This is a genomic window from Streptomyces sp. NRRL F-5650, assembly GCF_000721365.1.
GTDB lineage: Bacteria > Actinomycetota > Actinomycetes > Streptomycetales > Streptomycetaceae > Streptomyces > Streptomyces ardesiacus.
Genome location: NZ_JOGV01000001.1, coordinates 385,919 through 400,690, shown reverse-complemented (window position 1 = coordinate 400,690; position 14,772 = coordinate 385,919). Strand labels below are relative to the sequence as shown.

Sequence of the window (14,772 nt, the reverse complement as noted above, 5' to 3'; positions counted from 1 at the left end):
GCCGTGATCAGTCACCCAAGCAGACAGTGCACGGTGGAGCTGCAAGCCCTGCCGTCGCGGATCGGCCAGGTCCGCAGAATCGTATCTGCGCAACTGCGCTACTGGCACATGGATCTCCTGATCGACCGGGCGGTGCTCGGCGTGACGGAGTTGCTGACCAACGTCCACCTGCACGCACGGCCCGACAAGACGTGCACCGTGGAGATGGAACTGCTCCTGGACCGGCTCACGGTCTCGGTGCGCGACCACGACCCGCGCCTGCCCGTCGTGGACGACGCCGAGCCGCTCGCGACGTGCGGGCGGGGGCTGGCGATGGTGGCCGCGATGAGCGAGAGCTGGGGCGCACGGCCGGCGGGCGAGTCGGGCAAGGTCGTCTGGTTCACGCTCCCGACGTCCGCCGGAGCCGCCCCTCCCGTGCCACCGCCCGTGCCGGCCCGAGCGCCCCGCCGTCTGGTCGAGGAGGTGCCGGCCGCGGTGTTCGCCGAGGTCGAGCACGCGGTCGACCTCGGCAGCCGTCAACCCGCTCCCGCCCGGTCGGCCGTTGCCGGCTGACCGGGCGGTGACCGCCGTCCGCTGCCGGGGGCCGTGCGGCGGGGTCCGGGCCGACGCCGGGGGCGCCCGTCCGTCATGACGCGGGCCCGGGCGAGGGCCGGGCGGCGGTGCCGTCACCGCAGCGTGCCGTCGCCGTGGTCATGATGCGCCGCCCCTGCCCGTCCGCCCGAACTGCTCGTCCAGCACGGTCAGCCGGCGCCAGTACTCGTCCTCGTCGATCTCGCCGGAGGCGAAGCGGTGGCCGAGTACGGCGATGGGCGAGTTGTCCTCGACGGCCGCCGGCCGCCCGGGTCCGCGGCGTCCGCGCCACACCGTGCGGCGCAGCAGGGTGATCGCGCCGCCGATGACCAGCACCCAGATCACCGGGAAGAGCAGGATCCACGGGCCGGGCCCGCCGTCGCCGAACTGTGCCAGGGTCTCCATGTCGTCCAACTCCTCGGTCGCGATGTCTTTTCCTCTCGCTTCCGAGCCTGGCCCGGGACAGGCCCCGAGTCGTCGTACGGCCGGCGGCAGTGTGCGTACCCCGCGGGGAGTACGGCGGAGGTCCGGCCCTGCTTCGCCCGGCTCCGCGGCGACCAGCGCGCCGCGGCCGGACGCACGGCCCGGGAGACGCGGGCGCCGGCGCCGCCCTGCCCGCCGGCGCGCGGGACGCCGTGCACGCACGGGTCGCCGGGCAACGGGCGGGCGCGGTACGTAGGGTCGGGATCATGCTGAGACTCGGAATCCCCGTCGTCGGTGTCACGGACATCCCCCGCGCGGTCGCGTTCTGGACGGCGGCACTGCCGCTGGTCGCGGTGGAGGAGTGGAGCAGCGAGACCTGGCGCACGCTCGCGTACGCGGACGGCTCCGGGCACGCGCTCGGGCTGTTGCGCAGCGACTCGCCGCCCGAGCCGCGGCCCCGGCTCCATCTCGACCTGTTCACGGACTCGGCCGAGGAGCAGCAGGCGGAGGTGCGGCGGCTGATCGGCCTCGGTGCGCGGGCCGTCGAGTGGGACCTGTACCCGCCGGAGCCCGACTTCGTCGTCCTGGCCGACCCGGACGACAACATCTTCTGCGTGGTCGACCTCGGCCGCGCCCCCAGCGGCGGCGGACCCGCGGCCTGAGACGCACCGCCGTCCGGCTCGTCAGGCGGGAACGCCCAGCGGGTCGTCCAGGACCGGTTGCCAGGCCAACTCGGCGGCGCCGACCAGGCTGTTGTGGTCGAGGCCGCAGGGCAGGATGGGTACCCCGCCGCTCTGGCCCCACAGGCTGCGCCCGGCGACGACGGCGCGCAGCCGCTCGGGGTCGGCGTCGAGGAGTGCCCGGTGCAGTCCGCCGAGGACGATGCGGTCCGGGTTGAGGATGTTCACCAGGCCCGCGAGGCCCAGGCCGAGGCGGTCGACGAGGGTCTCGGTGGCCGTGCGGACGGCCGGGTCGGCGTAGTGGTCGCGGATCAGGTCGTAGGACTGCTGGAGCAGGGACACCTCGGGTCCCGGCTCGCGACCGGCCGCCGTGAGGAAGGCCAGCGGGTCGGTCTCCACGTCCAGGCAGCCGCGGCTGCCGCAGTGGCACGGGCGCCCCTCGGGGTTGACGGCGAGGTGGCCGACCTCCAGGGCCAGTCCCGAACTTCCGGTGTGCAGACGGCCGTCGAGGACCAGCGCGCCGCCGACCCCGCGGTGGCCGGTGGCCACGCACAGCAGGTCGCGGGCGCCGCGTCCGGCACCGTGGCGGTGCTCGGCGAGGGCGGCGAGGTTGACGTCGTTCGCGGCGAAGGCCGGTCCTGCGATGCCCGCGGCGCGCACCTGCCGGGCGAAGATCTCCCGCACGGGCGCGCCCGCCGGCCAGGCCAGGTGCAGCGGGTTCAGGGCCAGGCCCTCCGGTTCCGCGACGGCGGACGGCACGGCGAGTCCGGCGCCGACGCAGCGCCGCCCGGTCTGCCGCAGCAGCTCCGCGCCCGCCTCGACGACCGAGCCCAGGACCTTCGCCGGGTCCGCGTCGACGACCTCGCAGCCGGGCGCGGTGGCGACGATCCGGCCGCCCAGACCGACCAGGGCCGCGCGGAAACCGTCGGCGTGGATCTGGGCGGCGAGGGCGACGGGGCCGTCCTCGGCGACCGAGAGGCGGTGCGAGGGGCGGCCCTGGGAGCCCGCCGCCGCGCCGGGCCGGGCGTCCACCCTGATCAGGCCGAGCGCCTCCAGTTCGGCGGCGACCGCGCCGGCCGTGGCCCGGGTCACGCCCAGTTCCGCGGTGAGGACGGCCCGGGTGGGGGCGCGTCCGGTGTGCACGAGCTCCAACGCGGGTCCGAGCGCACCGCGCCCCCGGTCCAGCCGCGTCCTCGAGGTGGTCCCTTCCCCCGCCGCCCGGGGGTCCGCCTTGCCGCTCATGAGGGGGAGTCTCCCATGATCCGTCCCGCGCGGCCGACCTGGAGCCCACTGACCCGGAGCGTGATGTTCAGCCGCCCGGCGAGCCCCAACTCGGGCGGCGCGGTGCCCGGATGCACCCTCGGCACCCCGTGGTACGCGAGCCGTGAGGGGCCGCCGAAGACGAACAGGTCGCCGCTGTGCAGCGCGGTGTCCGTGTAGGGGCGGGTGCGGGTCTCGGGGTTGCCGAAGCGGAAGACGCAGGTGTCGCCGAGGCTCAGGGAGACCACGGGCGCGTCGGAGCGCTCGTCGGCGTCGCGGTGCATCCCCATGCGGGCGTCCGCGTCGTAGAAGTTGATGAGCGCGATGTCGTACGGCGCGGGCGTCACCGCGTCGGCGCCGAGCGCGTCGGTCACCGCCCGGCGGGCGAGGACGTCGAGCCGGGGCGGGAAGGGCTTGACCGGGGCACCGTCCCCGTCGACGGCGGTCGGGGCGTAGCCGTACGGGTACCAGTGCCGGCCCAGGCAGACCTGCCGGGCGGTCATGGTGCCGCCGCCGGGGATGCGCACGGTGCGCAGTCCGGCCGGGGGCCGCGCCCACGCACGGCAGGCGTCCAGCAGCTCGCGCTGCCGTTCCGCGTCCAGCCAGTCCGGCACGTGGACGGCGCCGGGCGCGATCTCGGCGCGGGTCCTGGGGAACAGTTCGGCGTCCATGGTCCCCATCCTGCCTCCGCGCCGTGCCCCGCCGTGGCCCCGGCGGGCGCGGCCGGTGCCGAGCCGGGGCTCGGCTAGCCTGGGCGCACGATGAACGACCGCAGCCCGAGCGACCGCACCTCCACCGACCCCCGTACGCACGACCGCGACGACCGCATGACCACGCCCTGGGGCGAGCACGTGCTGTCGCGCCACCCCGAGGACCCGCGTGACCGGCTCCGGGCGTGGGACGCGTCCGACGAGTACCTGCTGAGGCACCTCGCGCAGCGGGAGGTCCCGCTCGACGGCACGGTCGTGGTCGTCGGCGACCGCTGGGGAGCGCTGGTGACGGCGCTGGCCGCGCACCGGCCGGTGCAGATCACCGACTCGTACCTCGCCCGGGAGGCGACGCGGGCCAACCTGCGGCGCGCCGGCGTCGAGCCGGGCGCGGTGCGCCTGCTCACCACGCAGGACCCGCCGCCGGACCGCGTCGACGTGCTGCTGGTACGCGTGCCGAAGAGCCTGGCGCTGCTGGAGGACCAGCTCCTGCGGCTGGCGCCCGCGCTGCACGGGGGCACGGTGGTGGCCGGTGCCGGGATGGTGAAGGAGATCCACACCTCGACGCTCCGCCTGTTCGAGCGGATCGTCGGACCGACCCGGACGTCCCTGGCCGTGAAGAAGGCCCGGCTGATCTTCGCCGAGCCCGATCCCGCGCTGAGGCGGCCGGCCAGCCCCTGGCCGCTGCGCTACCGGCTCCCCGACGACGTGGGGCCGCTCTCCGGGCGCCCCGTCGTCAACCACGCCGGGGTCTTCTGCGCCGACCGCCTCGACGTCGGCACCCGCTTCTTCCTGAGGCACCTGCCGGACACCAGGGGCGCGGGGCGGGTGGTGGACCTGGGCTGCGGCAACGGTGTGGTCGGTACGGCGGTGGCGCTGGCCGATCCGGACGCCGAGGTGCTGTTCACCGACGAGTCGTTCCAGGCCGTGGCCTCGGCCGAAGCGACGTGCCGGGCCAACGAGGTCGCGGGACGTGCGCAGTTCCGGGTCGGCGACGGTCTGGCCGGGGTGCCCGACGGCAGTGCCGGCCTGGTGCTGAACAACCCGCCGTTCCACTCCCACCAGGCGACGACCGACGCGACCGCGTGGCGGATGTTCACCGGGGCGCGGCGGGTGCTGCGCCCCGGCGGCGAACTGTGGGTGGTCGGCAACCGGCACCTGGGCTACCACGTCAAGCTGCGGCGCGTGTTCGGCAACAGCCGGCTGGTGGCGGGCGACCGGAAGTTCGTGGTGCTCAAGGCGGTCAAGGAGTAGCCGGAGGGGCGGGGGGCGGTGCGGCGGCGGTCCGGGCGACCACCTGGACGAGCGTCGCCACCGTGCGGACCATGGCCTCCCTCCCCGCCGTGAGGTAGCCGCGCGAGTCGACCGCTTCGGGCCGGGCGGCCAGGTACTCCCTGATCGCGCCGGTCATGGCGATGTTGAGCGCGGTGCCGACGTTGACCTTGGCGATGCCGCCCGCGACGGCCGCGGCGAGTTCGCCGTCCGGCACTCCGGAGGAGCCGTGCAGGACGAGCGGCACGTCCAGGGCGCCGGACAGTTCCTTGAGCAGGTCGTGGTCGAGGGCCGCGGTGCGCGTGGTCATGGCGTGCGAGCTGCCCACGGCGACGGCGAGGGCGTCCACGCCGGAGTCGGCGACGTAGGCGCGTGCCTCGGCGGGGTCGGTGCGGGCGCCGGGGGCGTGGGCGTCGAGCGGCGGGGCGCCGTCCTTGCCGCCGACCTCCCCCAACTCGGCCTCGATCCACAGCCCCTGGGCGTGTGCCCAGTCGGCGGCGGCCCGGGTCGCCGCGAGGTTGTCGGCGTACGGCAGCCGGGCGGCGTCGTACATCACCGAGCTGAACCCGGCGTCGGCGGCCCGGCGCAGCAGGGCGTCGCTCTGGACGTGGTCGAGGTGCAGGGCGACGGGCACCGAGGCGCCCTCGGCGGCGGCGACGGCCGCGCGGGCCAGGGGCAGGAGGCGGCCGTGGCGGTACTTCACGGCGTTCTCGCTGACCTGGAGGACGACGGGCGTCCGCGCGGACTCGGCGCCGGCGACGACGGCCTCGATGTGCTCCAGGGTGATGACGTTGAAGGCGGCGACGGCGGAGCGGCCGGCCGCCGCGCGGCCGACCAGGTCGCCGGTGGTGGCGAGGGGCACGGTCTGTTCTCCTTCCCGGGCGGGGGGCGTCAGGGGGCGAGGACGACCGAGCGGGTCAGGTGGCGCGGGCGGTCCGGGTCGAGGCCGCGCGCGGCGGCGACGGCGACGGCGAGCCGCTGGGCGCGTACCAGTTCGGCCAGCGGGTCCAGCCCGCCCGGCACCCACATCGCGCCGGTGTCGCGGACCTGTTCCGCGAGCCCCTCGGGCGCCTCGCCGAACATCCAGGTGGCGGTGCCGGCGGTACTGATGCTGATGGGGCCGTGCCGGTACTCCATCGCCGGGTAGGCCTCGGTCCAGGACAGGGAGGCCTCGCGCATCTTGAGCCCGGCCTCGTTGGCCAGTCCGACGGTCCAGCCCCGGCCGAGGAAGGTGAACTGGGTGCGCTCGACGAGCCCTTCGGGCAGCGTGTCCGCGAGTGCGGTGCGGGCGTCCTCGACGACCGCGTCGGTGTGCAGGCCGAGGTGGGCGCGGAGCAGGGTGAGCGCGGTGGTGGCGAACCGCGTCTGCACGACCGAGCGTTCGTCGGCGAAGTCGAGGACGACCACGTCGTCGGCGGCGCCCATGACGGGTGTGCGCGGGTCGGCGGTGAGCGCGACGGTGCGCGTGCGGCCCTTCAACTCCGTGAGCAGGTTCAGTACTTCGGTGGTGGTGCCGGAACGGGTGAGGGCCACGACCCGGTCGTACGCCCGCCCGTGCGGGAACTCGGACGCGGCGAACGCGTCCGTCTCGCCGAGGCCCGCGTCCTCGCGCAGGGCCGCCGCCGACTGCGCCATGAAGTACGAGGTGCCGCATCCCACGACCGCCACCCGCTCCCCCGCCGCCGGCAGCGCCGCCGTGTGCCGTGCCGCCTCCTCGGCGGCGCGCGTCCAGCACTCGGGCTGGCTGTTGAGCTCGTCCTCGACGTACGTCATGTCGCACACTCCCGGAACACAGGCTGATTGTTCCTGCAAGATATAGCGAACTTTCGAGCACAATCAAGCAAGTCGAGGGAACAGTGCGGTGCGCTAGGGTCGGCGGGGATCGACGAACGGAGGCGCGGATGTCGCGCGACGCCCGCTGGAAGGCGCTGCTGGAGCTGCTCGTGGAGCGCGGCCGGCTGGACGTCGAGGAGGCGGCGGCCGAGCTGGAGGTCTCGGCGGCGACGATCCGCCGCGACTTCGACCGGCTCGCCGAGCAGCAGATGCTCGTGCGCACACGCGGCGGCGCGGTGGTCCACGGGGTGTCCTACGAGCTGCCGCTGCGCTACAAGACCGCCCGCCGCGCCTCGCAGAAGCAGCGCGTCGCGCAGGCGGTCGCCGCCCTGGTGGCCCCCGGCGAGGCGGTGGGGCTGACCGGCGGTACGACCACCACGGAGGTGGCGCGCGCCCTGGCCGTGCGCGCCGACCTGGCCTCGGGCACTCCCGCGCTGACCGTGGTCACCAACGCGCTCAACATCGCCAACGAGCTGGCCGTCCGGCCGCAGTTCAAGATCGTGGTGACCGGCGGGGTGGCCCGGGCCCAGTCGTACGAGCTGATCGGGCCGCTCGCGGACGGGGTGCTCGGCCAGGTGACGCTCGACGTGGCGGTGCTGGGCGTCGTCGCCTTCGACGTCGCGCACGGCGCCGCGGCCCACGACGAGGCGGAGGCGGCGATCAACCGGCTGCTGTGCGAGCGCGCCGAGCGGGTGGTCGTGGCCGCCGACTCCAGCAAGCTGGGCCGGCGGGCGTTCGCCCGGATCTGCGCCACCGAGTCGGTGGACACACTGGTCACGGACGGGGCGGCCGACCCGGAGCTGGTGCGGGCGTTCGAGGAGGCGGGGGTCCGGGTCGTCACGGCCTGAGCGGACTCGTGGGCCAAGCGGGCCGAGCGCCGAGCGGACCGGGCAGGCGGGCAGGCGGACAGGCGGGCAGGCGGGCAGGCGGGCAGGCGGGCAGGCGGGCGGTAACTCCGTCGGTCAGTGTCCGTGCCCCTCGGTGTGCTCTGCGCCCGGCGCCGATCCGGCGCGCACGGTGAACGCGGCGGTGTGGACCTCCCCGCGGTGCCGGAAGTCGAGGAAGAGGCGGTAGGTGCCGTCGCTGGGCGCGGTCGCCGTGAAGGAGATCTCCGGGCCGGGCCGGGTGGTTCCGTCGCCGGGTTCGCCGTTGGGGTGGACGTGGAGGTAGGCGAGGTCGCCGGAGCGCAGGGCGACGAGGTGGCCGTAGGCGCCCAGGTAGGGCTGGAGGTCGTTGACGGGTTCGCCCGCGCGGGAGACCTTCAGCTTCAGCTCGCTCGCCCTGCCGGTGCGCAGAGTGCCGGCGAGTTCGACCTCGTAGCCGTCGGTCCGGACGGTGCCGCCCGGAGCCGGCAGCGGGGCCGGCGCGTAGTGGCCGGAGACGGCGAGGTCGGCACCGAGGGTGAGGTTCTCCGCGCCCTTGCCCGCCGGGGTGAAGTCGGCGAAGACACGGTAGCCGCCCGCCGCCGGGAGGTCGACGGGGGTGCTCCAGGTGCCGTCGGCGCCACGGGCGGGGTGCAGGTGGCGGTAGGTGACGAGGTCGCGCGAGGCGAGGACGAGGTGGAGTTCCTTGTCGTGCTCGCGCTGGTACGCGGTGACGGCCTCGCCGTTCGAGTCCCGGACCGTGAAGCGCAGTTCGGCGCGCCGACCGGCCTGGACGCGCGGGGTGGCGAGGTCGAGGGTGTAGCCGTTCGCGGAGACCTCCAGGCCGCCGGCCGGTGAGCCGTCGTGGCCCGCGTGCCCCTCGCCCTCCTCCTGCCGCGCCGACGGCCCGCCGTGCTCGTCGTGCGGCGCGGGTCCGCTCTCCGCGACGATCGGGTCCACGCCCCTGCCCACGCCGTAGGCGGTGCCGAAGGTCGCGGCCAGTGCGGCGGCGAACGCGGTGATCCTCAGTCCCGTATGCATGGCGGTCGTCTCCTCGGGTTCTCGGGCCTCCGGCTCGTGCGGCGGCCTCTCCATGCACGTCACAATACCCCCAGGGGGTACTGAGTCAAGCGACGGAAGGGCTTGCATTGGGTACCCCCTAGGGGTATACATGGACTCATCGGGGCCGGATACCCCCGCCCCGTATCCGACACTCATCTCCCGGAGGAAGCCGTGTCCTCGAACGTCACCGCCCCCGTGTCCACCACGTACGCCGTCGCCGGCATGTCCTGCGGCCACTGCAGCGCGACGCTCACCCGGGTCGTCGGCGGGCTGGAGGGTGTCACCGCCGTCGAGGTCGCCCTCGACACCGGCCGCGTCACCGTCACCTCCGCCGGCGAGCCGGACGACGCCGCGATCGCCGAGGTGGTCGACGAGGCCGGCTACGAGCTGACCGGCCGCGTCTGACCGACCCGCCGCCCCCGTCGAACCGCAGCGCCGGGGCCCGTACCCGCCGGGCCCCGGCCGACCTCCCCGCATCAGGAGCAGCCATGACCACCAGTACGACCAGCGCACCAGCCGAGGTGGAACTCGCCATCGGCGGCATGACCTGTGCCTCGTGCGCCGCCCGGATCGAGAAGAAGCTCAACCGGATGGAAGGGGTCACCGCCACCGTCAACTACGCGACGGAGAAGGCCAGGGTCAGCTACGCGGGCGACGTCTCGGTCCCGGAGCTGATCGCCACCGTCGAGGCCACCGGGTACACGGCCCGGGAACCCGAGCCGGTGCGCACCGAGCCCGCGCCCGGCGCGCAGGGCGGTGAGCCCGCCGACGCGTTGCGGCCCCTGCGGCAGCGGCTGGTCACGGCCGTGGTGCTGGCGGTGCCCGTGATCGCGATGGCGATGGTGCCGGCGCTGCAGTTCGAGTACTGGCAGTGGCTGTCCCTCACCCTGGCGGCGCCCGTGGTCACCTACGCCGCCTGGCCGTTCCACAGGGCCGCCCTCACCAACGCCCGGCACGGTGCGGCCACGATGGACACGCTGATCTCGGTCGGCACGTCGGCGGCGTTCCTGTGGTCGCTGTGGGCGCTGTTCCTCGGCAGCGCGGGCACTCCGGGCATGACGCACCCCTTCGAGCTGACCATCGCCCGCAGCGACGGCTCCGGGAACATCTACCTGGAGGCCGCGGCGGGGGTGACCGCCTTCATCCTCGCCGGGCGCTACTTCGAGGCCCGCTCCAAGCGCAAGGCCGGTGCCGCGCTGAAGGCCCTGCTGGAGCTGGGAGCCAAGGACGTGACCGTACTGCGGGAGGGCCGTGAGGAGCGGATCCCGGTCGACGGGCTCAGGGCCGGGGACCGCTTCCTGGTCCGCCCCGGCGAGAAGATCGCCACCGACGGCACGGTCGTCGAGGGCACCTCGGCCGTCGACGCGTCGATGCTCACCGGCGAGTCCGTGCCGGTCGAGGTCGGCGTGGGCGACGCGGTCACCGGAGCGACCCTGAACGCGGGCGGCCGGCTGGTCGTCGAGGCGACGCGGGTCGGCGCGGACACCCAGTTGGCCCGGATGGCGAAGCTGGTCGAGGACGCGCAGAACGGCAAGGCCGCCGCCCAGCGGCTCGCCGACCGCATCTCCGCCGTCTTCGTCCCCGTCGTCATCGGCCTGGCCCTGGCCACCCTCGGCTTCTGGCTGGGCAACGGCTCCGGACCGGCCGCCGCGTTCACCGCCGCCGTCGCCGTGCTGATCATCGCCTGCCCCTGCGCCCTGGGCCTGGCCACTCCGACCGCGCTGCTGGTCGGCACCGGGCGGGGCGCACAGCTCGGCATCCTCATCAAGGGCCCCGAGGTCCTGGAGTCCACCCGAAAGGTCGACACCGTCGTCCTCGACAAGACCGGCACCGTCACCACCGGCCGCATGACGCTGCTCGCCGTGCACACCGCGGAGGGCACCGGGGAGGCCGAAGTGCTGCGCCTGGCCGGGGCGTTGGAGCACGCCTCGGAGCACCCGATCGCCCGGGCGGTGGCCGCGGGCGCCGTCGAACGGGTCGGTTCCCTGCCCGCCCCGGAGGACTTCGCCAACGTGCCGGGACTCGGCGTCCAGGGCGTGGTCGAGGGTCACGCGGTCCTCGTCGGCCGCGAGCAACTGCTCGCCGAGTGGGCCATGGAGCTGCCCGCTGACCTGGCCCGCGCCAAGGCCGGGGCACAGGCGGCCGGCCGCACCGCGATCACCGTCGCCTGGGACGGCGAGGCCCGGGCGGTCCTGGAGGTCGCCGACGCGGTGAAGGAGACCAGCCCCGAGGCGATCGCCCGGCTGCGCGCCCTGGGCCTCACGCCGGTCCTGCTGACCGGCGACAACGCGGCGGTGGCCGCCTCCGTCGCCCGCGAGGTCGGCATCGACGCCGAGCACGTCGTCGCGGAGGTGATGCCCGAGGACAAGGTCGACGTCGTCAAGCGGCTGCAGGGCGAGGGGCGTTCGGTGGCGATGGTCGGCGACGGGGTCAACGACGCCGCCGCGCTCACCCAGGCCGACCTGGGGCTCGCCATGGGGACCGGCACCGACGCGGCCATCGAGGCGGGCGACCTCACGCTGGTCCGCGGCGACCTGCGCGCCGCCGCCGACGCCATCCGGCTCGCCCGCAGGACGCTCGGCACCATCAGGACCAACCTGTTCTGGGCCTTCGCCTACAACGTCGCCGCCCTGCCGCTCGCCGCGGCCGGGCTCCTCAACCCGATGATCGCCGGGGCGGCCATGGCCTTCTCCTCCGTCTTCGTCGTCGGCAACAGCCTGCGGCTGCGGGGCTTCAGGGCCGCGGGCTGACCCGCCGCCAGGGCTCGTACGGCGCGCGGACCGCGGGCCGGCTCCGGAAGGGCCGGCCCGCGGTCCCCGCGTTGTTCCGCGCCGGGCCGGTCCGGGGTGGCGTCCCGTGCCGCGGTCCCCCGGACGGGTCCCGCCCACGCGCCGCGCGGTCCGCGTGCGACCAGGATGGTCAGGGTCCCCTCCTCCCGCGGAGCAGGAGCCCATGACCCGACCGACCGACGCCGACGGCCGCACCCCGGGCCCGCTCGGGCCGGCTCCCGCCCCGGGGTGCGCGTGCAGGCGGGCCGTCGCGGCCGTACTCGCCGAGCTGCGTGCCGTGGACGGCGCGCTGTACGCGGCGGTGGCCGCCACGTCCACCCCCGCGCTCGACCGGGCGCTGCGGCGCCTGTCCCACGCGGCGGACCATTCGAAGATCTCGCTCGGGATCGCCGCCGTGCTCACCCTGGGCGGACCCCGGCCGCGGCGGGCGGCCCTGGCCGGGGTCGGGGCCGTCGCCGTGGCGTCGGCCTCGGCGAACCTGCTGGGCAAACGGCTGGTGCACCGGGCGCGGCCGGACCGGGAGGCGGCCCGGGTGAGCGTGGACCGGTACGTGCCCATGCCCGAGTCGGCGTCGTTCCCGTCGGGGCACACGGCCGCGGCGGTCGCGTTCGCCACGGCCGTCGGCGTCGTCCTGCCCGAGGCCGCCCTGCCGCTCGGCGTACTGGCGGGCGCCGTCGGCTACTCCCGGGTCCACACCGGCGTGCACTACCCCGGCGACGTCGCCGCGGGTGCGGTTCTCGGCGTGGCGGGCGGGGCCGTCGCGCTGGCCGCGGTGTCCCGTCAGCCGAACACCTTCACGGCCTGGTAGTACGTCCACGCCGTGCTGTCGCAGGCGGTCCTGGTGGCGCCGCCGTAACCGGCGCAGACCCGTTTGAGGTCCTCGTAGAAGGCGCTGTCGAGACGGGACTTGTTGGCGCTGAAGGTGCCGAGGGCCTTGTAGTTGCGGTAGCCGAAGTCGTGCCGTGCGCAGGAGGTGCTGAAGGGGAAGCCGAACGGGTTGTCCGGCGAGGAGGAGCAGTAGTCGGTGGTCCAGTCGAACCCGTAGGCGGACCAGGCGGACTTGTCGGCCCGCGCGGCGTTCCAGGCGTTGTGACTGGACGCGCTGGTCTGCGTCCAGCTCGCGAGGACCTGGGCCTTGTCGGAGGGAGCGGCGTCGGCGGTCGCGGCGCCGGCGACGACGGTGGTCAGGGCCAGGGCGGCGGCCGAGAGTCCGGTGGCGAGTCTGCGGTGCATCCCACACCTCCACGAGGCTGCGACCCGCCCCTCGGGCCGCAGGTTCATGTCAAGATGATGCGCTCCGGGGCCACCGGTTCACACCTCCGGTGGCCCAACTCGCCGTGAACGCTCAGCTTTTCGCGTGCCGGGCGCGCTCCCCGGGCGCCCAGTCGGGGTGGTCGCCGTGCATGGCGACGTAGAAGGGGTCGCCGGAAGCGATCTCCCCCGCGCCCACCGGCCGTCCGGTGAAGGCCGCCTTGTACAGGGCCGCGGCGAACTCCAGCGTGGCGCGGGCCTCGACGCCGCTGCCGGGCGGCCGGACCCCGGCGTCCCAGGCGTCCAGGACGGCACCGAGCTGCGCCGCGTGGGAGCTGGGCACGTCGGCGCCGGGGGTGTGCCAGGCGGCGGCGCGTTCCGGGGCGACGTGCCGGGCCGGGGTGTAGGTCCAGTCGGCGTTGCGATGCCCGTACAGGTGCGTCAACTCCACCGTCGCGTCGGCGCAGTCGACGCGTATCCGGCTCATCTCGTCCGGGGAGAGCACGCTGTTGACGACGGTGGCGAGGGCACCGCTCTCGAAGCGCACCAGGGCGGTGGAGACGTCCTCGCTCTCGGTGTCGTGCACCAGACGGGAGGCCATGGCCCGTATCTCCGCCCAGGGACCGAGCAGATGGAGCAGCAGGTCGTACTGGTGGATGCCGTGCCCCATGGTCGGGCCGCCGCCCTCGGTGGACCAACGGCCGCGCCAGGGCACGGCGTAGTAGGCGGCATCGCGGTGCCAGGTCGTCTGGCAGTGGGCGACCAGCGGCGCGCCCAGCTCACCGCTCGCGATCAGCTCGCGGGCGTGCGCGGCACCGGAGCCGTACCGGTGCTGGAAGACCACGGACGCGTACGCCCCGGACGCCTCCTCGGCCGCCGCGATGTCGTCGTACTCGGCGAGGGACAGGCACAGCGGCTTCTCGCACAGCACCCAGGCACCCGCCTTCAGCGCGGCCACCGTCTGCTCCCGGTGCACCGACGGCGGCGTCCCGACCAGGACCAGGTCGGGCCGTACGGCGTCCAGCATGGCGCCCGTCGACGTGTACCCGGCGACCTCGCCGGGCGCCTGTGCGCGGAAGGCGTCGAGACGCGCCGGGTCCACGTCGACGGCGGCCACCAGTTCGGTGCGGTCGGCGTGGGCGGCGAGAGCGGGCAGGTGGCCGCCGGTGACGATGGCACCGGTGCCGATCACCGCGACCCGGCGACGGGCGGGGCGTGGGGACATGCGGTCCTCCTCGGACGGCGGGCGCACGCGCACACCGTGTCGTGCGGCGCCACGCCCTTTAGAAAGCGCTTTCAAACAGGGTCGACCATAGGCGGACGGCGATGGCCCGGACAACCCCCACCGCTTGCGGGCCGGGCGCACGGCTGGTCGACTGTCGCGGGGGGAACCGGGGCCGGCGGCACCGCGCCGGTCCGTCCTCCAGTCCCCTCCGGAAGGAGCCCAGGCGTGAGTTCCCCGAAGCCGAATCCCCCGTCGTCCACGGAGCAGCGGTCGGACGGCAGCCAGCCCTGGCTGCACCAGAAGGGCCGGACCATTCAGGAGTTCGGCACCGTCAAGCAGTTCCCCGTGGCCCTCACCATGGACACCCGCCTCTACTCCTGCCAGCGGCTCAACAAGGTCCTGGCGGACACCCGGATCCTGCACGACCTGTACAAGAAGTACCACTGGCTGATGCGCGGGGCGACGTTCTACCAGCTTCACCTGCTGCTGGACAAGCACGCGGGCGAACAGCTCGAACTGATCGACACCGTCGCCGAACGCGTCCAGACCCTCGGCGGTGTCGCGGTGGGCGACCCCCGGCACGTCGCCGAGATCACCACCGTGCCGCGTCCGCCGGACGGGGTGGAGGAGGTGCCGTCGATGCTCTCGCGGCTGCTGGAGGCGCACGAGCTGATCCTCACCGAGTGCCACGACGCGGCGGCCCGCACGCAGGAGTACGGCGACGACGGCACCAACGACCTTCTGGTCTCCGAGGTCGTGCGCACCAACGAACTCCAGGCGTGGTTCGTGGCGGAACACCTCGTGGACACGCCGCTGGTCCACGCCTGACGCCGTCGG

Annotated in this window: 16 protein-coding genes; 8 read left to right on the top strand and 8 right to left on the bottom strand. The window is 74.8% G+C overall.

The features are described 5' to 3' along the window. Window positions 1-3 precede the first annotated feature (3 nt). Window positions 4-552 (top strand): ATP-binding protein, encoded by a 549-nt coding sequence (locus IG88_RS0101875; protein WP_199807406.1) that lies wholly within the window; start codon window positions 4-6, stop codon window positions 550-552. A gap of 138 nt (window positions 553-690) precedes the next feature. Here IG88_RS0101875 and IG88_RS0101870 read toward each other — a convergent pair whose 3' ends face one another. Beyond that, the gene (locus tag IG88_RS0101870; protein WP_031034132.1) at window positions 691-975 is read right to left on the bottom strand and encodes an SHOCT domain-containing protein; all 285 of its coding nucleotides are present in this window, start codon (window positions 973-975) and stop codon (window positions 691-693) included. A gap of 284 nt (window positions 976-1,259) precedes the next feature. Here IG88_RS0101870 and IG88_RS0101865 point away from each other — a divergent pair, with 284 nt between their 5' ends. After that, on the top strand, window positions 1,260-1,655 hold the full coding sequence (locus tag IG88_RS0101865; protein WP_031034130.1) for a VOC family protein: 396 nt from the start codon (window positions 1,260-1,262) through the stop codon (window positions 1,653-1,655). A gap of 21 nt (window positions 1,656-1,676) precedes the next feature. Here IG88_RS0101865 and IG88_RS0101860 read toward each other — a convergent pair whose 3' ends face one another. After that, window positions 1,677-2,915, bottom strand: a complete 1,239-nt coding sequence (locus tag IG88_RS0101860; RefSeq protein WP_031034127.1) for an ROK family protein — start codon at window positions 2,913-2,915, stop codon at window positions 1,677-1,679. Then, window positions 2,912-3,604, bottom strand: coding sequence for an alpha-ketoglutarate-dependent dioxygenase AlkB family protein (locus IG88_RS0101855; RefSeq protein WP_037835209.1), 693 nt, complete (start codon window positions 3,602-3,604; stop codon window positions 2,912-2,914). The genes IG88_RS0101860 and IG88_RS0101855 overlap by 4 nt, the downstream gene beginning before the upstream one ends. Before the next feature lie 156 nt (window positions 3,605-3,760). Between IG88_RS0101855 and IG88_RS0101850 the strand changes: the two genes are divergently transcribed. After that, entirely contained in the window at window positions 3,761-4,894 is a 1,134-nt protein-coding gene (locus IG88_RS0101850) for a methyltransferase (protein WP_031034123.1), read from the top strand. On the opposite strand, the gene IG88_RS0101845 is transcribed toward IG88_RS0101850, so the two are convergent. Both IG88_RS0101845 and IG88_RS0101840 read right to left on the bottom strand, forming a co-directional pair. Then, a complete protein-coding gene (locus IG88_RS0101845) occupies window positions 4,884-5,774 on the bottom strand; it encodes a class II fructose-bisphosphate aldolase (protein ID WP_031034120.1) in 891 nt (296 codons plus the stop codon). The two genes, IG88_RS0101850 and IG88_RS0101845, sit on opposite strands and share 11 nt — an antisense overlap. A 29-nt stretch (window positions 5,775-5,803) precedes the next feature. Next, a complete protein-coding gene (locus IG88_RS0101840) occupies window positions 5,804-6,685 on the bottom strand; it encodes an SIS domain-containing protein (RefSeq protein WP_031034117.1) in 882 nt (293 codons plus the stop codon). Window positions 6,686-6,813: 128 nt separating this feature from the next. Here IG88_RS0101840 and IG88_RS0101835 point away from each other — a divergent pair, with 128 nt between their 5' ends. Next, a complete protein-coding gene (locus IG88_RS0101835; RefSeq protein ID WP_031034114.1) occupies window positions 6,814-7,593 on the top strand; it encodes a DeoR/GlpR family DNA-binding transcription regulator in 780 nt (259 codons plus the stop codon). 114 nt (window positions 7,594-7,707) lie between these two features. Here the strand turns inward: IG88_RS0101835 and IG88_RS0101830 are convergent, their stop codons facing one another. Continuing rightward, a complete protein-coding gene (locus tag IG88_RS0101830; protein ID WP_031034112.1) occupies window positions 7,708-8,649 on the bottom strand; it encodes a hypothetical protein in 942 nt (313 codons plus the stop codon). 192 nt (window positions 8,650-8,841) lie between these two features. Between IG88_RS0101830 and IG88_RS0101825 the strand changes: the two genes are divergently transcribed. From IG88_RS0101825 to IG88_RS0101815, 3 genes are all read left to right on the top strand, one after another. Continuing rightward, the gene (locus tag IG88_RS0101825) at window positions 8,842-9,075 is read left to right on the top strand and encodes a heavy-metal-associated domain-containing protein (RefSeq protein WP_031034110.1); all 234 of its coding nucleotides are present in this window, start codon (window positions 8,842-8,844) and stop codon (window positions 9,073-9,075) included. 83 nt (window positions 9,076-9,158) lie between these two features. Next, complete coding sequence (locus tag IG88_RS0101820; protein WP_031034108.1) at window positions 9,159-11,420, top strand: heavy metal translocating P-type ATPase; 2,262 nt, start codon at window positions 9,159-9,161, stop codon at window positions 11,418-11,420. A 202-nt stretch (window positions 11,421-11,622) separates the two neighbouring features. Continuing rightward, window positions 11,623-12,267 (top strand): phosphatase PAP2 family protein, encoded by a 645-nt coding sequence (locus IG88_RS0101815; RefSeq protein WP_051851722.1) that lies wholly within the window; start codon window positions 11,623-11,625, stop codon window positions 12,265-12,267. On the opposite strand, the gene IG88_RS0101810 is transcribed toward IG88_RS0101815, so the two are convergent. Beyond that, entirely contained in the window at window positions 12,240-12,692 is a 453-nt protein-coding gene (locus IG88_RS0101810) for a phospholipase (protein ID WP_031034104.1), read from the bottom strand. The two genes, IG88_RS0101815 and IG88_RS0101810, sit on opposite strands and share 28 nt — an antisense overlap. A 112-nt stretch (window positions 12,693-12,804) precedes the next feature. Further along, entirely contained in the window at window positions 12,805-13,935 is a 1,131-nt protein-coding gene (locus tag IG88_RS0101805; protein WP_031034101.1) for a Gfo/Idh/MocA family protein, read from the bottom strand. Window positions 13,936-14,160: 225 nt separating this feature from the next. Here IG88_RS0101805 and IG88_RS0101800 point away from each other — a divergent pair, with 225 nt between their 5' ends. Continuing rightward, window positions 14,161-14,763 carry a Dps family protein gene (locus tag IG88_RS0101800; RefSeq protein ID WP_031034099.1) on the top strand — a complete coding sequence of 201 codons (603 nt, stop codon included), beginning with the start codon at window positions 14,161-14,163 and terminating at the stop codon, window positions 14,761-14,763. Window positions 14,764-14,772: the final 9 nt, after the last annotated feature.